Genomic DNA, 22,869 nt, shown 5'->3' on the forward strand with positions numbered 1-22,869 from the left:
GTGTTCCTTCGTCAGGGGCGCTGTTCGCCCAGCGCCACGGGCAGGGCGGAAGCCGGCGCGGCCGCGGGGCGGCGCAGGAAATTCGCGAGGCCGGGCACGAAGCGGATCACCATGTCGGAGGCGTCTGGTCCCAGCAGTTGCGGCCGCAGCAGCAGCAAGAGCCCTGGCAGCAGGCCGGCTGCCAGCGCGCCGGCCGCCAGCGACAGCAGGGCCATGTCAAACCTCGCCACGGCATGCTGCGCGCCCAGCGCCCCCGCGGCGCAGAGCGCGCTCAGCAGCAGGCCGCGCAAGGCGTCCGGCAGCAGGGCCGTGGCGCGCAGGTCCAGCGCGCGAAAGGCTGCCGTGGCGACAAGGGCCGCGCGCAGCACCAGCAGCCCGCCGGCCACGGCCGCGGCCACGTGGATGCCCTGGCCGGCCAGCAGGTAAAAGCCCAGCGCGCCGATGGCCAGCAGCGGCAACTGCAGCAGGAACTCGTAGTGCTTGCGCCCGGTGTTCCAGAGCACCGGCGTCGACAAACCCCAGATGACATAGGCCGGCATGCACAGGAACAGCGTGCCCAGCACCCAGGCCGCGTCGCTCCAGGCCGGCCCGTAAAGCACGCGCACGATGTCGCGCGAGACAAAGGCCAGCGCCACAAAGGCCGGCAGGCCCAGCACCACGATGGTGGCCAGCATCTGCAGGTAGGCGCGGCCCAGGCGGGGTTTGTCGTTTTGCAGGCGCGCGCCCGCCGCGAGGAAAGCCGGCTGCAGCGCGCCCAGCAACAAGGTGTTGGGCATGGTGGCCAGGTTGTAGGCCACGTTGTACAGGCCCAGGGCCTGCGCGTTGAGCAGGCGCCCTATCAGCACGCGGTCCAGGTTGTTGAGCACCCAGTTGACGATGTTGGTGAAGAACACGGTGTGCCCGGTGCCTACGGCTGCGCGCGCATCGGCATACCAGAGCAGCGGACGCACCGCATGGGGTTTGAGCGCGTAGCTGGCCGCCAGCTGTACGGCCACCTGGACCAGCCAGGCCGCCACCAGCGAGGCTTCGCCGTGGCCCATCAGTGCCATCGGCAGGCCGACCGCGATATAACCGGCCGCATAGCTGCCCACCTGCACCAGGCCCACCGCGCGGAAGTTGAGGTCGCGCTGCAGCAAATAGGTGGCCGGCTGGGCGGCGGCGCCCAGCAGGCAGGCCAGCGACAGCCATTCAATGACGGCCTGCGCGCGCGGCTCGCGGAAATAGGCGGCCAGCAAGGGCGCCAGCAGGTAGACGGCCAGCGTGGTCGCCAGGCCCACGATGAGCTGCCAGGTCCAGGCAAAGCGCACGTCCTCGTCGCTGAGGGTCTCGCGCTGCAGCAGGCTCCAGCTGAAACCGAAGCCGGACACAAAGGTGGCGAAGGTCAGCACCACCATGCCGATGGCGAAGATACCGAAGATCTCCGGGCCCAGCGTGCGCGCCAGGACGACCTGGGCCATCAGCTGCAGCGCGAAGCGCGCGACCGTGGAGGCCGCACTCCATTTGACCGCCGCGACGCCGGGCCGGCCGAGTCCGCTCATGCTCAGGGCCTTCCCGCCTTGTAGCGCCGCACGGCGATCACGGCCATCAACACCAGCGTCGCCAGCAGCATGCCGTAGGAGCGCCAGCCGGACTCGCCCACGCCGGCCTCATCGTCGGCCGCGAAAGCCTGCGGCGGATTCGGGCGTATGTCGGGGCTATAGACCGCGCGCACCTTGACCGTGTCGGCGCCGGCCTGCAGTTTCATGGGCGTGTTTTTCGCGGCGCCGGCCTTGCCGGCAAGAGTTTGTTGCGGTGGCTGGTCGGAAGAGTCGGAGTAGGCCGATGCGGAGGCCATCCAGGCGGCCAGAACGGCGGTCATCAGAGCTTTGAACATTGAATTTCCTCTCTGTCAAAAGCAGAAAATTGGCAGAGGATGAGTGTGTTGTGCAGTGCAGCAATCGGCAATAGTCCGAACGGCCCATGGCCTGGTTTGTGCTGGTGAAAGCAGATGTGTCTTGTCCTCATTCGGTGCCGGTTTTGTGTCAAGACGAATCAGGCGCTGACCACTGGTCGCAGGGGGCCGTTCGGGCTATTGCGCGCAGGCGTTGGCATATGCATGGCTGTGCTGTCCGGCGCCTGGGTCCGGTAGCCGTCGGGGTTGCGCTGCTGCCAGTGCCACGCGTCGCGGCACATCTCTTCAATGCCGCGCGTGGCGCGCCAGCCCAGGACGCCGCGGGCCAGCGACACGTCGGCGAAATATTGCGCCACGTCGCCCGCGCGCCGCGGCGCGAATTCAAACGGGATGGGCCGGCCGCTGGCGCGCTCGAAGGCGCGCACCACACCCAGCACGCTGGTGCCCTGGCCGGTGCCCAGGTTGAGGGTGAAGCTTTCGCCTGTGGCCAGCAGGGCCTGCACGGCGGCCACATGGCCGTCGGCCAGGTCGCACACATGCAGGTAGTCGCGCACGCCGGTGCCGTCGGGGGTCGGATAGTCGCTGCCGAAGACCTGCAGCCGCGCGCGTTTGCCTACGGCGACCTGGGTCACAAAGGGCATCAGGTTGTTGGGAATGCCGCTGGGGTCTTCGCCGATCAGGCCGCTGGGGTGCGCGCCCACCGGGTTGAAGTAGCGCAGCACGCCGGTGCGCCATGAAGGGTCCGAGGCGCGCAGCGAGGCCAGGATGTTTTCACACATCAGCTTGCTCTGGGCATACGGGCTTTCGGGCGCGCAGGGAAAACCTTCATCAATCGGCACACTGGCCGGGTTGCCGTAGACCGTGGCGCTGGAAGAAAACACCACGGACCGGCAGGCGGCGGTGCCGGCCATGGCCTCGAGCAGGCTCACGAGGCCGCTCACGTTGTTGCGGTAGTACATGAGGGGCTGCTGCACGCTTTCACCGACGGCCTTGACGCCGGCGAAGTGCACGGCGGCAACGCAGTGGTGGCGCCGCAGCACCTCCGCCACAAAAGCGGTGTCCAGCACATTGCCTTTTTCACAAGGCACACGCCGGCCCGTCAGCTGCGCCAGCCGGTGCAGCACCGCGGGGTGGCTGTTCGAGAAATCGTCAAGGATGACCGGTTGGTAGCCGGCCTCCACCAGGGCCACAAAAGTGTGGCTTCCGATATAACCGGCGCCGCCGGTCAGCAGCACGCTGGGGGTGTTTTCTGTCATGGATCAATGGGCTAAGAAGCTGCCGGGCAGCGGGCGGATGCGGCAAAAAAAGCTGGAACACGGCGGCGTGGCGGCCGGTGAAGGGGCGCGGCCACGTCCCGGACTCAAGGACAGTTCCAGTGTCTTTGCGGCAAGGGGCGAAAGCGTGTCAGCGTAAGCCGCGAGCCTGCGTCGGAGGGTGTGAGACAGGCCTCAAAGCGTGTCGAATCGTTCGGTAAGCACTTGTGAGTGAAACGCGAAAAACGCCTGCCAGCGGGGTGTGCACCAGGCATGCACGGTAGCTGCCGGCGTAGCGGGCCGGACAGAAAGTCACAAAGCTTGCCAAGGCTTGCGCCGTGTATATGTGGCGCGCTTGCGACTGAATGACAAAGGCCGCGTGCGCGATGCGGCGCGGCCATAAAAAAAGCCCGGAAGCATCCGGGCTTTTTGTGAGAGGGTGTGCGGCGCTTACATGCCCGCGTAGTTGGGCCCGCCGCCGCCTTCGGGCGTGACCCAGACGATGTTTTGCGTCGGATCCTTGATGTCGCAGGTCTTGCAGTGCACGCAGTTCTGCGCGTTGATCTGCAGGCGGTCGCTGTTGTCGGGGTTCTTCACGAACTCATAGACACCGGCCGGGCAGTAGCGGCTTTCGGGGCCGGCGTATTTGGCCAGGTTGATGTTGACCGGCACGCTGGCGTCTTTCAGCGTCAGGTGCGCGGGCTGGTGCTCTTCGTGGTTGGTGTTGGAGACAAACACCGAGCTCAGGCGGTCGAAGGTGATCTTGTTGTCGGGCTTGGGGTACACGATGGGCGTGCACTCGGCGGCCGGCTTGAGCTTGGCGTAGTCGGGAATGCTGTTGTGGATGGTCCAGGGCGGCGACTTGAAGCCCAGTTTGGGCAGCAGCCAGTGCTCGATGCCGGTCATGAAGGCGCCGACGTAAAGGCCCTTCTTGAACCAGGACTTGAAGTTGCGCGACTGGTTCAGTTCCTGCGCGAGCCAGCTCTTGGCATAGGCCTCGGGGTAGGCGGCCAGCTCGTCGTGCTGGCGGCCGGCGGTGACGGCCTCATAGGCGGCTTCGGCGGCCAGCATGCCGCTCTTGATGGCCGCGTGGCTGCCCTTGATGCGTGCCGCGTTGAGGTAGCCGGCGTCGCAGCCTATCAGCGCGCCGCCCGGGAACACGGTCTTGGGCAGGCTCAAAGCGCCGCCCGCCGTGATGGCACGCGCGCCGTAGCTGATGCGCTTGCCGCCTTCGAGGTAGGCCTTGATGCTGGGATGCGTCTTCCAGCGCTGCATCTCTTCAAAGGGGCTCAGGTAAGGGTTGCTGTAGTCCAGGCCGGTGACCATGCCCAGCGTGACCTTGTTGTCCTCCAGGTGGTACATAAAACCGCCGCCGTAGGTCTGGCTGTCCATGGGCCAGCCGGCGGTGTGGATGACCAGGCCGGGCTTGTGTTTGGCCGGGTCGATCTCCCACAGCTCTTTCACGCCGAGCGCATAGCCCTGCGGGTCGCGGCCTTCGTCGAGTTTGAAGCGGCTGATCAGCTGGCGGCCCAGGTGGCCGCGCGCGCCTTCGGCGAACACGGTGTACTTGCCATGCAGCTCCATGCCGAGCTGGAAGTTGTCGGTGGGCTGGCCGTCCTTGCCGATGCCGAGGTTGCCGGTGGCCACGCCCTTGACGGAGCCGTCGTCGTTGTAGAGGACTTCAGCGGCCGCGAAGCCCGGGAAGATTTCAACGCCCAGGCCCTCGGCCTGCTGCGCCAGCCAGCGCACCACATTGCCCAGGCTGATGACGTAGTTGCCTTCGTTGTGAAAGCAGTCCGGCACAAAGAAGGCCGGTGTCTTGACCGCGCTTTTTTCGCTGAGGAACAGCACCTCGTCGGCGGTGACGGGCTGGTTCAGCGGCGCGCCCTGGGCTTTCCAGTCGGGCAGCAGCTCGGTCAGCGCTTTCGGGTCCATCACCGCGCCCGAGAGGATGTGGGCGCCGGGCTCCGAGCCTTTTTCGAGCACCACGACGGAAATGTCCTTGCCTTTTTCGGCCGCGAGTTGCTTCAGGCGAATGGCGGTGGCGAGGCCGCCGGGGCCGCCGCCCACCACGACCACGTCGTATTCCATCGCCTCACGGGGGCCGAACTGGGCCAGAATTTCTTGGGTATTCATCGGGGACTCGCTGATAATGATTTTTCAGGAAGGATTGTCGGTCTCGCGTTGGATTTTATGTCGCGAATGCAGCGATGCGAACGGTCGTTCTCTTTTGTGTGCTTTAAATTGAGAGAGGAGCCTCTAATGGCTTACAGCATTGACCTGACAGGGCGTGTCGCCCTCGTGACCGGCGCTTCCGGTGGACTGGGTGCCCAGTTCGCCACGACCTTGAGCCGCGCCGGCGCGGCCGTGGTGCTGGCCAGCCGCAGGCTGGACAAGCTCAAGGACCTGCGCGCGCAGATCGAGGCGGCCGGCGGCGACGCGCATGTGGTCGAGCTCGACGTGACCGACCATGCCAGCATCAAGGCCGGCGTGGCCCATGCCGAAACCGAGGTCGGCCCCATAGACATCCTGGTCAACAACTCGGGCGTGAGCACCACGCAGCGCATCCAGGATGTGGGCGAGGAAGACTACGACTTCATTTTCAACACCAATGTGAAGGGCGCTTTTTTTGTGGCGCAGGAAGTCGGCAAGCGCATGCTGGCGCGCTCGCGCGGCGCCGGGCCCGGCAACTATGCCGGCGGGCGCATCATCAACATCGCCTCCATGGCCGGGCTGCGTGTGCTGCCGCAGATCGGCGTGTACTGCATGAGCAAGGCCGCCGTGGTGCAGATGACCAAAGCCATGGCGCTGGAGTGGGGCAAGTTCGGCATCAACGTCAATGCGATCTGCCCCGGCTATATTGACACCGAGATCAACCACCACCACTGGGAGACCGAGCAGGGCAAAAAGCTGGTGCAGATGCTGCCGCGCAAGCGCATCGGCAAGCCGCAGGACCTGGACGCGCTGCTGGTGATGCTGGCCAGCGGCGAGAGCCATTTTGTCAACGGTGCGGTGATCGCGGCGGATGACGGCTTCGGCGTCTGAGAGTCGCCCACAAAACCCTCCTGGCGTTGTTGCAGTCGCCTTGCCGTGCTGGTGCACTGTCTGCGGCGACGCGCCTAGCCAGGACCGCTTCGCTGGGTTTTGTGAGCGACTCTCAGCCGGTTTACGACACACACGCAACCTGATATTCACAACATCAATCAAATCCTGGAGAACAACATGATGGATTCCGTAGTGCCTTACCTCGGCCCCATAGGCCTGATCTTCCTGGCCTTGCTCGCGGGCGTAGTCAGCCCCGGCCCGAGTTTTGTGCAGGTTGCGCGCATCGCGGTGTCGCGCTCGCGCGCCGACGGCCTGGCCGCGGCGCTGGGCATGGGCCTGGGCGCGCTGGTGTTTGCCGCGCTGGCGCTGGCCGGGCTGCAGGCCTTGCTGGCCGCCTTGCCCGGCGTCTACACGGCACTCAAGGTCGTGGGCGGCCTGTACCTGATGTGGATTGCCATCCAGATTTGGCGCGGCGCGCGCCAGCCGCTGGAGATGGCCGGCCAGGACAAGGGCGCGGCGCGCCGCACGGTGCTGCAGTCGTTTCGCCAGGGGCTGGTCACGCAGCTGAGCAATCCCAAGATTGTGGTGGTCTACAGCAGCGTGTTCGCGGCCCTGCTGCCTGCGCAGTTTCCCTTGCCGGCCGCCATGCTGGTGCTGGCCGGTGTGCTGGTGATGGAGACCGGCTGGTATGCCGTGGTGGCGCTGGTGCTGTCGTCGTCGGTGCCGCGTGCCGCCTACCTGCGCAGCAAGGCCGTGGTGGACCGCACGGCCGCCGGCGCCATGGGTTTGCTCGGCCTGCGCCTGGTCGCCACCGCGCACACCGCCTGATAGATGCTGGCCGGCATTCTGGCCGGGCTCGCGGCGGGTGCGCTGTGGGGCCTGGTGTTTGTGGCGCCGCGCATGCTCGAGATGGGCGCGGGCGGCTATTCTTCGATAGACCTCACGGCCGGGCGCTTTGCCGTTTACGGTGTGGTCGCCGTGCTGGTGATGCTGGCCGGGCTGCGCAGCCGCCGCCTGCCCACGCTGCGCCAGGCCGGCACCGCGCTGCTCATGAGCATCCTGGGCTTTAGCGGCTATTACCTGCTGCTGGTGCTGGCCATACGCGATGCGGGCACCGAAGTGCCTTCGCTGGTCATAGGCACCATCCCGATCTGGGTCATGCTGCTGGGCAAACCGCAGGGCCTGCGCTGGGCCGCACTGCTGCCGGGGCTGGCGCTCACGCTGGCCGGGCTGGTGCTCATGATGGGGTCCACGCACGAGGGGGTCCAAGGCGCGGCCACCCATTTCTGGCGCGGCATGCTGTTTGTGGCGGGCTCGCTGGTGTGCTGGACGGTTTTTGCAATCCTCAACTCCGCCTGGCTCAAGCGGCATCCGGAAGTCAACGCCACCGACTGGGCCAACTGGCTGGGCGTGGCCACCGGACTGGGCGCGCTGCTGATGTGGGGGGCCGCCGGATCCGATGCTGGCCTGCTGGCCGCGCGCGCGGACCGCGGAACCTTTGTGCTGCTGTGCGTGGTGGCCGGCGTGGGCTCGACCTGGCTGGCCACGATTTTGTGGAACATGGCCAGCCAGCGGCTCAGCGCCAGCCTGTGCGGGCAGCTCATCGTCAGTGAAACGATTTTTGCGCTGCTGTATTCCTTTGCCTGGGACGGCCGCTGGCCCACCCTGGTGCAGCTCACCGCCTGCGTGCTGTTCACGCTGGGCATTCTTGCCTCCATCAGGGCGCACCGTTAGGTGCGGTGTTCACCATGAAGATTGAAATCCCCGAGAAGAAAAAGCTGGTCCATGAGATGCTCATTCCGATACGCTGGGGCGACATGGACGCCATGGGCCACCTCAACAACGGCAGCTACTTCCGTTACCTGGAAACCATACGCATTGACTGGATGTACGCGATTGGCTGCCGGCCCGACCCGCGCGGCGAGGGCCCGGTCATCGTCAACGCCTTCTGCAATTTCTACAAGCAGCTCGAATACCCGGGCGATGTGCTCATGAAGATGTATGTCAGCGACCCAGGCCGCAGCACCTTTGAGAGCTGGGCCACCATGGAGCGCAGTGATGCGCCGGGCGTGGTTTGCGCTGCCGGCGGGGCCACCACCATCTGGGTGGATTTCCCCGCGCAGAAGTCGCGGCCACTGCCGGACTGGATGCGCAAGATCGTCGAGGACTGAGAGAAAGAGAGAGCCGCTCACAAACCCAGCGAAGCGGTCCTGGCTAGGCGCGCCGCCGTAGACAGTGCACCAGGCAAGGCGGCGCAACAACGCCAGGAGGGTTTTTGAGCGGCTCAGCGGACTACGCGAAAACTGTCGGCATTTTCCTTGAACCAGCGCCTGGCCAGGCCGCGCGTCTGCTGCTCGGGCTTGGCAAACGCTTCCTGGTCCGGATGGAAATCGCGCCTGAAGTAGGCCAGCAGCGGACCTAGGGTGTACCACATCGCGCCCTTGCGGCCCCAGAAAAATTGGGCCGCGCTCCACCAGGTGCCGGGCTTGAACAGCGTGCCGTCGCGCCACAGGTTAAGCACCGTCTGCCGCCCTGAATCAAAGGTGAAGACCAGTATCGCGTAGATGTACCAGCGTATGCGCCAGGCGTAGTTGCCTCGCACCGCGTGGTAGAGGTCGTAGGCGACGGCGCGGTGTTCGGTCTCCTCGGCCGCGTGCCAGCGCCAGAGGGTCTGCATCCGCGGGTCGGCGCTGTCCAGCGTGTTGTTGTGGCGCAGCAGGTAGTCGGCCAGCACCGCGGTGAGGTGCTCGTACGCGGCGGTCACGGCGAGGAAGTGCAGGGGCAGCGCGCCTCTTTTTTTCGCATAGTCAATACGCTCCGTGGCCCAGTGCTGCCAGCGGTTGACCAGGCCCTGGGTTTCCAGGTGCGCGTTGTAGAGCGCGTGGATGTGGCGGTGCGTGGCCTCCTGGCCTATGAACTGCGTCACCGCGTCGTGCAGCAGGGCGTGTTCGGGTGTTTGGGGCAGCAGCCTGGCGCAGTCGCGCACCGCATCGATAAAGGACTGCTCGCCGACCGGAAAGCTCATGGACAGGGCGTTGTGGTACTGGCTCAGGAAGGCGTCGCCGCCATACCAGTGGCGGTCAAAGCCCTGGCTCAGGTCGATCTCGAGCTTGCGCACGGTCAGTCCGGACGGGTTGGCCGATGCCGGGTTGGGTGTGGCCGGGGCGAGGGGAGTGGCGGTTGGGGTCATGAAATCCTGGTTCGAATCAAGCCATGCGCGAACGCGGGGCCATGCGCATTATTGAGCTTTGCCGGAGGCCTTTCAACCCGCCCTGTCAGGCCGGCTTGGGCGGTTTGGGCACGCGGCCCATCAGGTAGAACTCGGTATTGGGCTGCATGTTGCTGAAGCTGGCCATGCGGTTGGAGAGGCCGAAAAAGGCCGTGATCGCCGCGATGTCCCAGGCGTCTTCGTCGTCAAAGCCGTGGCCGTACAGCGCCTCGAAGTCGGCGTCTTCAATCCGGTCGGCCTGCAGGCAGACTTTCATCGCGAAGTCCAGCATGGCGCGCTGGCGCGGCGTGATGTCGGCCTTGCGGTAGTTGACCGCCACCTGGTCGGCGACCAGCGGCTTCTTTTCATAAATCCGCAGGATGGCGCCATGCGCCACCACGCAATACAGGCAGTTGTTGGCCGCGCTGGTGGCGGTGACAATCATCTCGCGCTCGCCCTTGGTCAAAGTTCCGTTGGGGTTGGAACCTTCTTCCTTGAGCATCAGGGCATCGTGGTAGGCAAAGAAGGCGCGCCACTCGGCGGGGCGGCGCGCCAGCGCCAGGAACACATTGGGCACAAAGCCGGCTTTTTCCTGCACTTCCAGGACCTTGGCCTTGATGTCCTCGGGCAGGTCCTTGAGTTCGGGGGCGGGGTAGCGGGGGGCTGCGCCTGGCGTTGCGGGCTTGGTCATGAGGGTTTCCTTCAAAGGCTTTATAAGTGACTCGGCTCAAGCGTAACGGCAAGACGGCCCATACGGCCACATGGGCCTGGCGTAAAACGCGTGCAATTAATAAAAACTATTAAATGAATATTTTTAATTGTCTTTGCATATTTTGCTGCGAAACCTAGACTGCGTTTCATCCCATACACATTGAAGGAGTTCATCATGGCTGATCACACGACGCAAGGCGAAAGCGCCTGCCCGTTCTCGGGCGGCGCCCGCAAACACGCACTGGCCGGCGCCGCAGGCAACGCCAGCTGGTGGCCCAATCAGCTCAACCTCAAGATTCTTCACCAGAACTCCCCCAAGGCCGATCCCATGGGCGAGGCCTTCAACTACGCCGAGGAGTTCAAGACTCTGGACCTGCATGCCGTCGTCAAGGATCTCCATGCGCTGATGACCGATTCGCAGGACTGGTGGCCTGCGGATTACGGCCATTACGGCCCCTTCTTCATCCGCATGGCCTGGCACAGCGCGGGCACCTACCGTGTCGCCGACGGCCGCGGCGGCGCGGGTTCGGGCATGCAGCGCTTCGCGCCGCTGAACAGCTGGCCCGACAACGGCAACCTCGACAAGGCGCGCCGCCTGCTGTGGCCTATCAAGCAGAAGTACGGCCGAAAAATCTCCTGGGCCGACCTGATGGTGCTGGCCGGCACCGTGGCCATGGACTCCATGGGGCTGAAGACCTTTGGTTTTGCCGGCGGGCGCCCGGACGCCTGGGAACCCGAAGAAGTGTATTGGGGACCCGAAGCCGAGTGGATGGGCGACAAGCGCTACAGCGGTGACCGCGAACTCGAAAACCCCCTGGGCGCCGTCCAGATGGGCCTGATCTATGTGAACCCCGAAGGCCCGAACGGCAACCCGGACCCCTTGGGCTCAGCGCGCGACATCCGCGAGACCTTCGCCCGCATGGCCATGAACGACGAAGAAACCGTCGCACTGACCGCCGGCGGCCATACCTTCGGCAAAGCCCATGGCGCCGCCGAGCCGGGCAAATACGTCGGCCCTGAGCCCGAGGGCGGCAGCCTTGAGGACCAGGGCTTTGGCTGGACCAACAAGTTCGGCGGCGGCCACGGCGTGCACACCATCACCAGCGGCATCGAAGGCGCCTGGACCAACAACCCCATCAAGTGGGACAACGGCTACTTCGAGAACCTGTTCGGCTATGAGTGGGAACTGAGCAAGAGCCCCGCGGGCGCCCACCAGTGGAAGCCCAAGGATCCCGCCGCGGCGACTGCGGTGCCGGACGCCCATGATCCCGCGCAGCGCCATGCACCCATGATGACCACGGCCGACATGGCCATGCGCATGGACCCGGCTTACGAAAAAATCTCGCGGCGCTTCATGGCCAACCCGCAGGAGTTTGCGGACACTTTCGCCAAGGCCTGGTACAAACTCACGCACCGTGACATGGGGCCGGCCGCGCGCTACCTGGGCCCGCTGGTTCCCAAGGGCCAGTTGCTGTGGCAGGACCCGATTCCCTCAGTCGACCATGAACTGGTCGGGGAAAACGACATTGCCGCGCTGAAGGCCACGCTGCTCGCGTCCGGGCTTTCCATTGCCCAACTGGTCACGACGGCCTGGGCATCCGCCGCCACATTCCGCGGCAGCGACAAGCGCGGCGGTGCCAACGGTGCGCGCATTCGCCTCGCGCCGCAAAAGGACTGGGAGGTCAACCAGCCGGCCGAACTCGCAAAAGTGCTCAAGGTGCTGGAGAAGGTCCAGGCCGAATTTAACGGCGCGCAGTCCGGTGGCAAGAAGATTTCGCTGGCCGACCTGATTGTTCTGGGCGGCTGCGCCGCCGTCGAGGCGGCCGCCAAGCGGGCCGGGCATGACGTGAAAGTGCCTTTTTCGCCGGGGCGCACGGACGCTTCGCAGGAGCAGACCGATGTGCAGGCCTTCGCGGTGCTGGAACCGACCGCGGACGGTTTCCGCAACTACGGCCGCAAGGGGCAGGAGGCGAGGGCGGCCGAACTGCTGGTGGACAAGGCCAGCCTCATGACCCTGAGCGCTCCCGAGATGACGGTGCTGGTCGGCGGCATGCGTGCCCTCAATGCCAACGTCGGCCAGGCCCCGCACGGTGTCTTCACCAAGCGGCCCGGCACCTTGAGCAATGACTTCTTCGTGAACCTGCTTGACATGCGCACCAAGTGGCAGAAGTCGGCTGCTGACGCCGGCGTGCTCGAAGGCCGCGACCGCGCGAGCGGTGAGCTCAAGTGGACGGCGACCGTGAACGACCTGGTTTTTGGCTCCAACTCCCAGCTGCGCGCCATCGCCGAGGTCTATGCCTCCAGCGATGCACGGGACCTGTTCGTACGCGACTTCGTGGCCGCCTGGAACAAGGTCATGAACCTGGACCGTTACGACCTGGCCTGACCCCAGCTGAACGAAGTTGATCTTGCCCGCCCTGGTGAAAGCCCGGGCGGGCTTTTTTGTTTTCCACTACGCTTGGGCTTTCAAGAACCTGTTCCAAGGAGCTCACGTGACCGCTACATCTTCCAGCGACTTCGACAAAGGCCTGGCCACCCGCAAGCAGGTGATGGGCGAAGACTTTGTGGCCAATGCCTTCGGCAAGGCGACCGACTTTTCGATGCCCATCCAGCAGTACATCACGCGCAATGCCTGGGGCGACGTCTGGCAGCGGCCGGGGCTGGACCTGAAGACACGCAGCCTGGTCACCGTGGCCATGCTGACCGCCCTGGGCAAACAGCATGAACTCAAAGGCCATGTGCGCGGCGCGCTGAACAACGGCGTGACGCCGGAGCAGCTCCAGGAAGTGCTGCTGCACGCCAGCATCTACTGCGGCCTGCCCGCCGCGGTCGAGGCCTTCCGCACGGCGGCCGAAGTGGTGGATGCGCCCAAGCCATGAACCAGGTGCAGATACGCCGCTGCGAGGAAGCCGACTGGCCGGCCGTCTGGCCGCTGTTGCGCGCTACTTTTGAAGCCGGCGACACCTACGCCTTTTCGCCGCAAAGCACCGAAGCCGAAATCCACGCCGTATGGATGGAGGCGCCGCGCGCCACCTACGTGGTGCGCGAAGGTGAGGGGCCCGTGCTGGGCACCTATTTCATCAAGCCCAACCAGCCCGGCCTGGGCGCGCACGTCTGCAACTGCGGTTATGTGGTCGCCCCCGAGGCCCAGGGCCGGGGCCTGGCGTCGGCCATGTGCGAGCACTCGCAGCGCGAGGCGCTGACGATGGGATTCCTGGCGATGCAGTTCAACCTGGTGGTGTCGACCAATGAGCGGGCTGTCCGGTTGTGGAAACGTTTGGGGTTTGAGGTGGTGGGGATTTTGCCGAAGGCTTTTCGGCATTCGCGGTTGGGGTTGGTGGATGCTCTTGTGATGTTCAAGACTTTGGGGTGAGGCGGGTCTTGCTCCGGCCGGGCGCGCTCTTCCTCCGCTTTCCTCTTCTTAGTTCAGCTGGCCGGGTCTCGCCCCGGCGGGCGAGGCACTTTTATCGAAACCCGCAAAGCGGGTTTTCTTTGTTCGCCAAAGGCGCGCTACGCGCGCGGGGTTTGCTCACTTCGCGCAGCGAAGTTACGCAAACACCAAAAGTACCCAAAAGAAAGGCGACCCGCAGTCTGGGTCCCCTGCGCTTCGCTACGGGGCAATCTGCGGTGCTCGAGCCAAGCGGGGTCCGGCTAAACTCGCCTTCGGCTCAGACAACGCCGGCCCTGATCCGCTTGTCTCTGCGCTCCTCGGCCCAGCCAGGACGGGGCAATCGGGAGCGGGAGCCAATACAAACAAGGACACGCCATGGCGTGTCCTTGTGGATTTCTGTATTGGTATTTTTGCCCTCACCCCTTCTGGATGCGCCGAGGAGCGCAGGGCCAGACGGATCAGGGATCGCGTTGTCTGAGCGAAGCGAGTTTAGCGAGACCCCGGCTGGACCGAGCACCGCAGGTTGCCCGCAGCGAAGCGGAGGGACGCAGCAAGTAGGGTCGCCTTTTCTTTTGCTTACTTTTGGTGTTTGCATAACTTCGCTGCGCGAAGTGAGCAAACCCCACGCGCGTAGCGCGCCTTTTGGCGAACAAAAGAAAACCCGCTTTGCGGGTTTCGATAAAAGTGAGCAGCTGCCGGGCTACCCCCGGCCAGCAGAACTCAACAAAAAGCGCAAAGGCCGGAGCAAGAACCGGCCAAACCAAGCCCGACCGGCCAGGTCAAATAAACCCTTCCAACACCACCTTGCCGCGCGACTTGCCCGATTCAATCAGCGCATGCGCGCGCCGCAAATTCGCGGCATTGATGCTGCCAAAACGTTCGGTCAGTGTGGTGCGGATCAAGCCCGCATCGACCAGCTGTGCAATCTCGCTCAGCAGCCTGTGCTGCGCCACCATGTCGGCTGTGCCGAACATGGAGCGGGTGAACATGGACTCCCAGTGGATGGAGATGCTTTTGCGTTTGAACTTTGTCATGTCCACGTTCTTCGGGTCGTCGATCAGGCCGAAATGGCCTTGAGGCGCCAGCGCCTCGACGACCTGGTCCAGGTGCGAATCGGTTTGCGTGAGGCTCACCACATAGTCGACTTCAGGGATGCCTATGCGCTTGAGTTCCGCGGCAAGCGGCTGGCTGTGGTCGATGACGTGGTGGGCGCCCAGCTCCTTCACCCAGGCCTGGGTTTCGGGGCGGGAGGCCGTGCCGATCACCGTGAGGGACGTCAGGCGCACGGCCAACTGCGTCATGATGGAACCCACGCCGCCCGAGGCGCCGATGATCAGCAGTTTTTTGTGTGTGGGCTTTTTGCCCGGCTGCAGGCCGAGGCGGTCGAACAGCATTTCCCAAGCGGTGATGCTGGTCAGCGGCAGGGCGGCGGCCTGTGCGAAGTCGAGCGAGGCGGGCATGCGGCCCACGATGCGTTCGTCCACCAGGTGCAGTTCGCTGTTGGTGCCGGCGCGCGTGATGGAGCCCGCATACCAGACCTTGTCGCCGGCCTTGAACAGCGTCACGTCTGGGCCCACGGCGCGCACGATGCCGCTGGCGTCATAGCCCAGCACCTTGTAGTCCTGGCCCGCGGCGCGCGAAACACCCGCGCGCACCTTGGCGTCCACCGGGTTGACGGAAATCGCCTTGACCTCCACCAGCAGGTCGTGACCCGTGGGTGTCGGGTCGGGCAGGGTGATGTCGGCAAGGCCGGTTTGGCCTGCCTGATCGAGCGTGTGGGCTTGGGTGTAGCCGATGGCTTTCATGGGATGCTCCTTGAAGATGGTTAGGACGGAAATGAAACGAAAGTCAGGTCTTGAACTGTATGAATTTTGAAAATCAAGATAAACAAGCTGTCAATTGAAGATATTTACAAATAAAATTTGTAAATGAAAGCACTGCAAGACCTGGAAATCTTTGTCCGTACCGTGGATTCGGGCAGCTTGTCGGCCACTGCGCGCGGCCTGGACCTGACACCGGCTGCCGCCAGCGCCGCGCTCAAGCGGCTTGAGGCGGAACTGCAGGCGCCGCTGTTTGTGCGTTCCACCCGCAGCCTGCGCCTGACGCGCGAGGGCGAGGTCTTCCTCGCGCATTGCCGGCCCGCGCTGGCCGCCTTGCGCGATGCGCAGCTGGAACTGGCCAGCGGCCGGCAGCAGGTCAGCGGCATGCTGCAGCTGGCCGCGCCTTCCGACTTCGGCCGCAACCTGCTGCTGCCCTGGCTGGAGGCGTTTCAGCAACAACACCCCGGCATCCGCTACCGCCTGCATTTGTCGGATCGCGTCACCAATGTCTACAGCGACCTCGTCGATGCCGCCTTTCGCCAGGGCGAGCCGCCCGATTCCAGCATGCTGGCGCTGCCCGTGCACCTGACCAACCGCCGCGTGCTGTGCGCTTCGCCCGCCTACCTGCAGGCGCATGGCACGCCCACGACGCCGCAAGTCCTGGCCCAGCACAGCTGCCTGTGTTTCATGCTGGGTGAAGAGGTGTATGACCGCTGGAGGTTCTGGCGCAATGGCGAGGAAGTGGTGGTGCGCGCCAGCGGCGGCAATATCTCCAATGACGGCGACGTGGTGCGCCTGTGGGCGCTGGCCGGGCGCGGCATCATCTACAAATCGCGGCTGGACGTGGTGGCCGACCTGGCTGCGGGCCGGCTGGTGGCGCTGTGCACCGATTGGCAAACCGAGGCTTCGCCGATGTACATGGTGTTACCGGGGCGGCGGCAGCTGACACCGGGCCTGCGTTTGCTGCGGGAGTTTATTGAGCAACGTTGTGCAACATTGACCAAGGCCTAGTTTGCGGCCAGGCGCCTGTATTGGCAAGCGAAGCGCCCAAACCCGCCCTTACTTGAGGGTTGCGTTCAGGACTACAGACCTGGGAGCCCATCGCGCGCACAATGAATTTTCCAGCCGCCATCCGGCGGATCATCAGGCAGCCCGGCCCGCAGGCCCGCGCGCTGCAACCCCTGAAAGGAAAAACGCGCATGCAAATCCAGGTCAATTCCAATCACAGCCTGCACACCGGCGAATCTTTCGAACGCTGGGCCAGCGGCGAACTCCACCAATCGCTGGGCCGCTTCAAAGGCGACATCACACGCATCGAAATTCACATGAGCGATGAGAACAGCGACAAAACCGGCCCCGACCAGAAACGCTGCGTGATGGAGGCGCGGCTGGCGCACCACGAGCCGCTGGCCGTCAACCACAACGCGCCCAACCAGGACCAGGCTTTCCGCGGCGCGAGCGACAAACTCAAGCGCATGCTGGACCACACGCTGGGCAAGCTGCGCGACCATCACCGCGACCGCGAAACCATACGGCACGAACCCGCGCCGGAATCCGGGGCGCCGTAGCCCGCGCTAGGATTTGTCCAGGGCCTTGACCATGACAAAGCGGCGCAGTTGGGCGCCGCGCCGCTCGACGAGCTGCTCTCCCTTGACCGTGAAGCCCTGGTGCGCAAAAAACGGCTGGCCCACCAGGCTGGCCTCGGTGTAAAGCTGTGCCACGCCGATGGCGCGCAGCGCGGCCTCGGCGCGGCCCAGCAGTTGTGAGGCCACACCGCGGCGCGCCGCCAGCGGTGAGCTGAACATCAGGTCGATATGGCCGTCGTCTTCGTAGGCGACGAAACCCAGCAGCGCGTCGCTGTTTTCGGCCTCCTGCGCCAGCAGCACCTTCAGGGGCTTCAGGCGCGTTTCCCAGATGCCCAGGTCGGGCGGCTGCGGCGCCCAGGCCTTGCGTTGGGCTTCGTCGTAGTGGCTGGCTGTGAGGCCGTGCACCGCATCGGTGTAAAGCTGGGCGATGGCGGCCAGGTCTGCGTTTGTGTAGGGCCGGATGTGCATTTCAGCGAGGAGCTTCGGGCGGTTCCTGGTCTTCCGGGTCTTCGCGCGGCGCCTCAGCCACCGGAACCACGAGGTGGGCAAATGCACCTGCCTTGACAATCAGCACGACCGCCAGCAGCAACTCAAACAGGGCGACGGAGATGTCCACCTTGGCGTCCGGTGTGATCGATGAGAAGGCGGCACTGGATGCCACGAACAGAAAGCTGCGGAAGATAAGCCATACCAGGGTCGGCGCCGCCTTGGTGATCAGCCACAGGCCCAGCAGCGCCGAGCCGACCTTGGCAAGCTCATGGGGCTTGGCGGACAAACTGTTCTGGTAGTGCGTGCGGGGCAACAGCTTGTGGGCGATCGCCATGGGGAAAAACCAGAACAGCAGCGCTGCGGCCACGTAAGCCACCCCGATGGCATAGGAAACAATGCTGGGGGTGTTGCCCAGGTTGGCGGATGCCAGAAGGGTGGCGGGAATCGTCGCCCAGTAGGCCACGCTCGCGATGGCAAGCCAGACGGCGAACAAACGAACACCCAGGCCAACGAGTTGTTGAGGAGTCATGAAATTCCTGTTGTAAGGCGAGGTGTCATCCCGCCTGTCCGGCCACCGTGGCCGGGAGCGCTGGTTTTACCATGCCCTGTCCGGAATTCAAAAGCTCCCCAGGTAATCCATCTTGCCCAGCGGCACGCCCTGGTGGCGCAGGATGCCATACGCCGTGGTCAGGTGGAAGAAGAGATTGGGCAGCACGAAGTTCAGCAGGTAGGGCTCGCACTCGAAATTCATTTCCTTGCCGCGCACCTTGAGCGTTACGGTGCCGCCCGCGCGCGCATTGATTTGCGCCTCGTTCACGGTTTTGAGGAAATCCAGCGTCTTGGCGATGCGGGCCTGCAGTTCTTCAAACGTGGTTTCGGTGTCGGCAAAGCTGGGCGGGGTGACGGCGGCCAGGCGCGCCGCGCCGAACTTGGCGGCGTCGCTCGCGCCCTGGACCTGGCCCGAGAGCGGGTACATGTCGGGCGCCAGGCGGGCATTGACGTAGGTGGAGAGGTCGATGTTGTTGGCCGCAGCATGAGCCTTGGCTTTTTCAAGCACGGCCGACAGGTTGGCAAAGCCGCGGATAAAGACGGGTATGGAAGCCTGGTAAAGGGTGAGCGCCATAAAAGCTTTCGTGGGTTGAATGAGAGGGCTGTGTGGTGGGGTGATGGGGTGGCGCCAAAACGCCGGTCCCGATTTTGTTCCTGCTGCGAAAATTTTGCTGCCATCTGGTGCAAACTTGCCGGAAAGCCGTGTTTCACGGTGAATTAAAAACTGCTCCTTAGTCCATGAAAATCGCCCTGCTGTCGGATGTACACGCCAACCTGCGCGCGCTGGAGGCCTGCCTGGCCCATGCCGCCGCGCAGGGCGCCGGCAGGCTGGCCGTGCTGGGCGACCTGGTGGGCTACGGCGCGCAGCCGGCAGAGGTGGTGAGGCGCATTCGCGGACTGGCAGGCGAGGGCGCCATTGTGCTCAAGGGCAACCATGACGGGTACGCCGTGGCGCCACCCAGCCAGGCCCATTCTCTCGACCAGAGCGGCGCTGCATGGACCCACGAACGGCTGGACCCGGACGCGCTGGATTTCCTGGCGGCGCTGCCGCTGACGGCCACCGTTGATGCGGCGCTGCTGGTGCATGCCAGTGCCGACGCGCCCGAGCGCTGGTCTTATGTCGACAACGAACACCGCGCCCAAGCCTGCCTGGACGCCGCCTGCGCGAACCCGTCCGTGCGTTATGTGTTCTGCGGCCACGTGCACGAACAGGCGCTTTATTTTCGTGGCGCTGGGCAAGGACTGATGCGCTTTGCGCCCACGCCGGGTGTGCCCATCCCGGTGCCGCCGCACCGCCGCTGGCTCGCCACCGTGGGGTCGGTGGGCCAGCCGCGCGACGGCGACACCCGGGCCATGTATGCGCTGTTCGACGCAGACCGGGCCGAGCTGACATTCCACCGTGTGGCCTACGACCACCTGGCCGCCGCGGCCGATGTGCGCGCGGCGGGTTTGCCCGGCCATTTCGCCTCGCGGCTGGAGGCGGGTTTGTGAGGTTGATGGCGCCCGGCACCGTGGTCGACGGCTTTGTCGTCGGTGAATGCCTGCATGCGGGCGGCATGGCGCATATCTACCAGGTGGGCTATGCCGACCCGTCGCGGGCCGCGCCTTTTCCCATGGTGATGAAGGTGCCGCGCATGACGGCCGGCGACGGCGCTGAAAACATCGTGGGCTTTGAAGTGGAGCTGCAGCTGCTGTCGGCGCTGACCGGGCCGCATGTGCCGCGTCTGGTGGCGGCCGGAGACCTCGAGAAACTGCCCTACCTGGTGATGGAATGCGTGCCCGGCCGCACCCTGCAACAACTGCTGGACGACAGCCCGGGGCCTGTGCCCGCGCCGGAGATTGCCAGTCTGGGCGTGGCCGTGGCCCAGGCGGTGCACAGCCTGCACCTGCAGGAGGCCTGCCACCTGGACCTGAAGCCGGCGAATGTGCTGCTGCACCCCGATGGCAGCGCGGTGCTGCTGGACTTCGGGCTGTCCTGCCATGCGCATTACCCGGACCTGCTGGCCGAAGAGCTGCGCCCGGCTGTCGGTTCCCCCGCCTGGATGGCGCCCGAGCAGGTGGTCGGTGTGCGGGGCGACCCGCGCAGCGACATCTTTGCCGTCGGCGTGATGCTGTATGAGCTGGCCGTGCGCGAGCTGCCCTTTGGCAACCCGCAGACCCGGGGCGGCCTGCGCCAGCGCCTGTGGATGGACCCGGTGCCGCCGCGCGCCTTGCGGCCGGAGCTGCCCGAGTGGCTGCAGGAGGTGATCCTGCATTGCCTGCAGGGCGAAGCCGGCCGGCGTTATGCATCGGCCGCGCACCTGGCGCTGGATTTGTCGGACCCCTCGCAGATCGCCGTGACGGAGCTGGGGCGGCGCTTGCAAGCCACGGGTTTCTGGGCGCATTTCAAGCGCTGGCTGCACGCGGCGGGCAAGCACTACCGGCCCAGCCCTTTGCCTTCGCGGCAGCTTGAGGCGGCGCCCATCGTCATGGTGGCCCTGCCTTACCGGGACGTGAGCGATGCCACGCTGTATTCGCTGCGGCGCGCCGTGATGCGGGTGCTGGGCACGGCGCCCGGCGCGCGGCTGGCCTGCGTGACGGTGATTGACGCGGCAAAGGCGGCCGGCAACGACAGCGAAGCCAATGAGACCACCTTGCACCGGCGCTACCTGGGCATGCTCAGGCAATGGGCCCAGCCGCTGAACCTGGACAACCGGGCGCTGTCTTTCCACGTCATCGAATCGGGCGACGTCGCGCAGGCGCTGCTGCACTATGCCAGGGGCAACCAGGTCGGCATCATCGTCATGGGGGCGGCAACGCACGGCTTGCAGATGCAGCGCCTGCTGGCGACGGTGCCGATCAAGGTCGCCATGGCGGCGCCGTGCACGGTGATCCTGGTCAAGCAGGCGCTGTCGTTCGATCGGCTGGCGGGGGAGGGCGAAGAGAGCTAGGAACCTGCCATCAGCTTGTGCACCAGGTCGGCCGTGGTGGAGGCCTTGTATTTGCGCATCAGGCGCGCGCGGTAAATCTCGACGGTGCGGTGGCTGATGACCAGCGCGCGGCCGATTTCCTTGGAGGTCAAACCGTCCATCAGGTGGGCGGCCACTTCGCGTTCGCGCGCGGTGAGTTCGGCCGTGACGGGGCGGCGCGAACTGAGGTCTTCAAAGGTCCAGATGCCGGCCTCATGCGGCGCGCTGCGGTTGAGGGCGCGGCCGGTGACGTGGCACCAGAAGGTTTCGCCCTTGTTGCGGCCGTCCACGCGCTTCATGATGCGGTCGTCGGAGTACAGTCCCTTGGCATTCAGGATGGGAATCATGCGCGCGCCTATGCGCTCGTACTCATCCGCGCTGGGGTAGAGAATGAGGAAGGACTGGCCCGCGAGTTGCTCGCGCGTGGCGCCGAACATCTCGCATAAATGCTGGTTGCAGTCCACAATCGAGCGGTTGCGGGACAGCACCAGTCCCACCGGCGCCAGGTCGAATGCGAGCTGGTAATCCACTTCCACAGTACAAACCTTTAGGGAAAACTACGTAACTTGATAAGTAGTATCGTAATGGATTGCCTGGAACACAAGGAGATGATTTGTGAAGAAACTTTTTCCCTCCGCCGCGGAGGCCCTCAAGGGCGTGGTCAAGGACGGCCAGTTGCTGGCCGTGGGCGGCTTCGGCCTGTGCGGCATTCCCGAGGCGCTGATTGACGCGCTGCGCGATAGCCAGGTGAAGAACCTGACGGTGATCTCCAACAACGCGGGCGTTGACGGCTTCGGCCTGGGCAAGCTGCTGGAAACCCGGCAGATCAAAAAAATGATTTCCAGCTACGTGGGCGAGAACAAGGAGTTCGAGCGCCAATACCTGGCCGGCGAACTGGAGCTGGAATTCACGCCCCAGGGCACGCTGGCCGAAAAGCTGCGCGCCGGCGGCGCCGGCATCCCGGCTTTTTTCACCAAGACCGGCGTGGGCACGCAGGTCGCGGAGGGTAAGGAATTGCGCGACTTCGACGGCGAAACCTATGTGATGGAGCGCTCGCTGGTGCCCGACGTGGCCCTGGTCAAGGCGCATGTGGCCGACAAGTCCGGCAACCTGCGTTTCAACCTCACGGCGCGCAATTTCAACCCGGCCGCCGCGATGGCCGGCAAGGTCTGCATCGTCGAGGTGGAGAAGGTCGTTGAAGTCGGCGAACTGGCGCCCGACGACATCCACCTGCCGGGCATTTATGTGCACCGCATCGTGCTCAATGCGAATCCCGAAAAACGCATTGAGAAACGGACCATCACCGAGAAAGCAGGAGTTTGACCATGCCCTGGACCCAAGACCAGATGGCGGCGCGCGCCGCCCAGGAACTCGAAGACGGTTTTTACGTGAACCTCGGCATAGGCATCCCGACCCTGGTGGCCAATTTCACCGGCGACAAGGAAGTCTGGCTGCAGTCGGAAAACGGCATGCTGGGCATAGGCCCCTTCCCGACCGAAGACCAGGTCGACGCCGACCTGATCAACGCGGGCAAGCAGACCGTCACCACCATCAAGGGCTCGTCCATCTTCGGCAGCCATGACAGCTTTGCGATGATTCGCGGCGGCAAGATCAACCTGTCCATCCTGGGCGCCATGCAGGTCAGCGAAAAAGGCGACCTGGCCAACTGGATGATCCCGGGCAAGATGGTCAAGGGCATGGGCGGCGCGATGGACCTGGTGGCGGGCGTCAAGCGCGTCATCGTCCTGATGGAACACGTCGCCAAAAAGAAGGACGGCACCGAGGACCTGAAGATACTGCCCAAGTGCACCCTGCCGCTCACCGGTGTGGGCGTGGTGGACCGCATCATCACCGACCTGGCCGTGATGGACGTGACGCCGCAAGGCCTCAAGGTGGTGGAGCTGGCGCCCGGCGTGACGCGCGAAGCGCTGCAGGCCAAGACCGGCGTCACGCTGGTCTGAGGCCCTAAAAAAACAAA

General features: G+C 64.8%; 24 protein-coding genes. 13 read left to right on the top strand and 11 right to left on the bottom strand.

The window, feature by feature from the left end:
• Positions 1-11: 11 nt before the first annotated feature.
• The 4 genes from ACEN9P_RS19030 to ACEN9P_RS19045 all read right to left on the bottom strand — a co-directional run bounded on the left by ACEN9P_RS19030 (position 12) and on the right by ACEN9P_RS19045 (position 5,280).
• Positions 12-1,538: a lipopolysaccharide biosynthesis protein gene (locus ACEN9P_RS19030; protein WP_495620149.1), complete on the bottom strand. Its 1,527-nt coding sequence runs from the start codon at positions 1,536-1,538 to the stop codon at positions 12-14.
• A 2-nt stretch (positions 1,539-1,540) separates the two neighbouring features.
• Positions 1,541-1,873, bottom strand: coding sequence for a hypothetical protein (locus tag ACEN9P_RS19035; RefSeq protein WP_495620150.1), 333 nt, complete (start codon positions 1,871-1,873; stop codon positions 1,541-1,543).
• Between the two features lie 158 nt (positions 1,874-2,031).
• The gene (gene galE, locus ACEN9P_RS19040) at positions 2,032-3,147 is read right to left on the bottom strand and encodes a UDP-glucose 4-epimerase GalE (protein ID WP_477660896.1); all 1,116 of its coding nucleotides are present in this window, start codon (positions 3,145-3,147) and stop codon (positions 2,032-2,034) included.
• A 447-nt stretch (positions 3,148-3,594) separates the two neighbouring features.
• Entirely contained in the window at positions 3,595-5,280 is a 1,686-nt protein-coding gene (locus ACEN9P_RS19045; RefSeq protein WP_495620151.1) for an electron transfer flavoprotein-ubiquinone oxidoreductase, read from the bottom strand.
• Positions 5,281-5,406: 126 nt separating this feature from the next.
• On the opposite strand from ACEN9P_RS19045, the gene ACEN9P_RS19050 reads away from it, so the two are divergent.
• The 4 genes from ACEN9P_RS19050 (at position 5,407) to ACEN9P_RS19065 (ending at position 8,360) form a co-directional block, all read left to right on the top strand.
• On the top strand, positions 5,407-6,189 hold the full coding sequence (locus ACEN9P_RS19050; RefSeq protein ID WP_007868767.1) for an SDR family oxidoreductase: 783 nt from the start codon (positions 5,407-5,409) through the stop codon (positions 6,187-6,189).
• Positions 6,190-6,366: 177 nt separating this feature from the next.
• A complete protein-coding gene (locus ACEN9P_RS19055; RefSeq protein ID WP_477660898.1) occupies positions 6,367-7,017 on the top strand; it encodes a LysE family translocator in 651 nt (216 codons plus the stop codon).
• 3 nt (positions 7,018-7,020) lie between these two features.
• On the top strand, positions 7,021-7,923 hold the full coding sequence (locus tag ACEN9P_RS19060; protein WP_495620152.1) for a DMT family transporter: 903 nt from the start codon (positions 7,021-7,023) through the stop codon (positions 7,921-7,923).
• A 14-nt stretch (positions 7,924-7,937) separates the two neighbouring features.
• A complete protein-coding gene (locus ACEN9P_RS19065) occupies positions 7,938-8,360 on the top strand; it encodes an acyl-CoA thioesterase (protein ID WP_477660900.1) in 423 nt (140 codons plus the stop codon).
• Positions 8,361-8,473: 113 nt separating this feature from the next.
• Here ACEN9P_RS19065 and ACEN9P_RS19070 read toward each other — a convergent pair whose 3' ends face one another.
• Both ACEN9P_RS19070 and ACEN9P_RS19075 read right to left on the bottom strand, forming a co-directional pair.
• Complete coding sequence (locus ACEN9P_RS19070) at positions 8,474-9,379, bottom strand: metal-dependent hydrolase (protein ID WP_495620153.1); 906 nt, start codon at positions 9,377-9,379, stop codon at positions 8,474-8,476.
• Positions 9,380-9,464: 85 nt separating this feature from the next.
• A complete protein-coding gene (locus ACEN9P_RS19075) occupies positions 9,465-10,088 on the bottom strand; it encodes a peroxidase-related enzyme (protein ID WP_477660902.1) in 624 nt (207 codons plus the stop codon).
• Between the two features lie 195 nt (positions 10,089-10,283).
• Here ACEN9P_RS19075 and katG point away from each other — a divergent pair, with 195 nt between their 5' ends.
• The 3 genes from katG to ACEN9P_RS19090 all read left to right on the top strand — a co-directional run bounded on the left by katG (position 10,284) and on the right by ACEN9P_RS19090 (position 13,481).
• A complete protein-coding gene (katG, locus tag ACEN9P_RS19080) occupies positions 10,284-12,494 on the top strand; it encodes a catalase/peroxidase HPI (RefSeq protein ID WP_495620154.1) in 2,211 nt (736 codons plus the stop codon).
• 163 nt (positions 12,495-12,657) lie between these two features.
• Positions 12,658-12,987 (top strand): carboxymuconolactone decarboxylase family protein, encoded by a 330-nt coding sequence (locus ACEN9P_RS19085; protein ID WP_495622197.1) that lies wholly within the window; start codon positions 12,658-12,660, stop codon positions 12,985-12,987.
• Positions 12,984-13,481, top strand: a complete 498-nt coding sequence (locus ACEN9P_RS19090) for a GNAT family N-acetyltransferase (RefSeq protein WP_495620155.1) — start codon at positions 12,984-12,986, stop codon at positions 13,479-13,481. Before ACEN9P_RS19085 ends, ACEN9P_RS19090 begins: the two co-directional genes overlap by 4 nt.
• Before the next feature lie 797 nt (positions 13,482-14,278).
• On the opposite strand, the gene ACEN9P_RS19095 is transcribed toward ACEN9P_RS19090, so the two are convergent.
• The gene (locus tag ACEN9P_RS19095) at positions 14,279-15,304 is read right to left on the bottom strand and encodes a zinc-binding alcohol dehydrogenase family protein (protein WP_495620156.1); all 1,026 of its coding nucleotides are present in this window, start codon (positions 15,302-15,304) and stop codon (positions 14,279-14,281) included.
• A 123-nt stretch (positions 15,305-15,427) separates the two neighbouring features.
• Between ACEN9P_RS19095 and ACEN9P_RS19100 the strand changes: the two genes are divergently transcribed.
• Together ACEN9P_RS19100 and ACEN9P_RS19105 are read left to right on the top strand one after the other, a co-directional pair.
• The gene (locus ACEN9P_RS19100) at positions 15,428-16,330 is read left to right on the top strand and encodes a LysR family transcriptional regulator (RefSeq protein ID WP_495620157.1); all 903 of its coding nucleotides are present in this window, start codon (positions 15,428-15,430) and stop codon (positions 16,328-16,330) included.
• Between the two features lie 188 nt (positions 16,331-16,518).
• Positions 16,519-16,887, top strand: a complete 369-nt coding sequence (locus tag ACEN9P_RS19105) for an HPF/RaiA family ribosome-associated protein (RefSeq protein ID WP_495620158.1) — start codon at positions 16,519-16,521, stop codon at positions 16,885-16,887.
• A gap of 6 nt (positions 16,888-16,893) precedes the next feature.
• Here ACEN9P_RS19105 and ACEN9P_RS19110 read toward each other — a convergent pair whose 3' ends face one another.
• From ACEN9P_RS19110 to ACEN9P_RS19120, 3 genes are all read right to left on the bottom strand, one after another.
• Positions 16,894-17,373 carry a GNAT family N-acetyltransferase gene (locus tag ACEN9P_RS19110; protein WP_495620159.1) on the bottom strand — a complete coding sequence of 160 codons (480 nt, stop codon included), beginning with the start codon at positions 17,371-17,373 and terminating at the stop codon, positions 16,894-16,896.
• A gap of 1 nt (position 17,374) precedes the next feature.
• Positions 17,375-17,923, bottom strand: a complete 549-nt coding sequence (locus ACEN9P_RS19115) for a hypothetical protein (protein WP_495620160.1) — start codon at positions 17,921-17,923, stop codon at positions 17,375-17,377.
• An 87-nt stretch (positions 17,924-18,010) separates the two neighbouring features.
• Positions 18,011-18,517 (bottom strand): DUF1993 domain-containing protein, encoded by a 507-nt coding sequence (locus tag ACEN9P_RS19120; protein WP_495620161.1) that lies wholly within the window; start codon positions 18,515-18,517, stop codon positions 18,011-18,013.
• A 164-nt stretch (positions 18,518-18,681) separates the two neighbouring features.
• On the opposite strand from ACEN9P_RS19120, the gene ACEN9P_RS19125 reads away from it, so the two are divergent.
• Together ACEN9P_RS19125 and ACEN9P_RS19130 are read left to right on the top strand one after the other, a co-directional pair.
• The gene (locus ACEN9P_RS19125; RefSeq protein WP_495620162.1) at positions 18,682-19,434 is read left to right on the top strand and encodes a metallophosphoesterase family protein; all 753 of its coding nucleotides are present in this window, start codon (positions 18,682-18,684) and stop codon (positions 19,432-19,434) included.
• On the top strand, positions 19,431-20,873 hold the full coding sequence (locus ACEN9P_RS19130; RefSeq protein ID WP_495620163.1) for a protein kinase domain-containing protein: 1,443 nt from the start codon (positions 19,431-19,433) through the stop codon (positions 20,871-20,873). Before ACEN9P_RS19125 ends, ACEN9P_RS19130 begins: the two co-directional genes overlap by 4 nt.
• Here ACEN9P_RS19130 and ACEN9P_RS19135 read toward each other — a convergent pair.
• Positions 20,870-21,427: a PAS and helix-turn-helix domain-containing protein gene (locus ACEN9P_RS19135; protein WP_074575460.1), complete on the bottom strand. Its 558-nt coding sequence runs from the start codon at positions 21,425-21,427 to the stop codon at positions 20,870-20,872. The genes ACEN9P_RS19130 and ACEN9P_RS19135 overlap by 4 nt on opposite strands.
• A 79-nt stretch (positions 21,428-21,506) precedes the next feature.
• On the opposite strand from ACEN9P_RS19135, the gene ACEN9P_RS19140 reads away from it, so the two are divergent.
• Both ACEN9P_RS19140 and ACEN9P_RS19145 read left to right on the top strand, forming a co-directional pair.
• Positions 21,507-22,214: a CoA transferase subunit A gene (locus ACEN9P_RS19140; protein ID WP_477663591.1), complete on the top strand. Its 708-nt coding sequence runs from the start codon at positions 21,507-21,509 to the stop codon at positions 22,212-22,214.
• A 2-nt stretch (positions 22,215-22,216) separates the two neighbouring features.
• A complete protein-coding gene (locus ACEN9P_RS19145; RefSeq protein WP_007868823.1) occupies positions 22,217-22,852 on the top strand; it encodes a 3-oxoacid CoA-transferase subunit B in 636 nt (211 codons plus the stop codon).
• The last annotated feature ends 17 nt before the right edge of the window (positions 22,853-22,869 follow it).

It is taken from the genome of Polaromonas sp. Polasp52, from assembly GCF_059491565.1.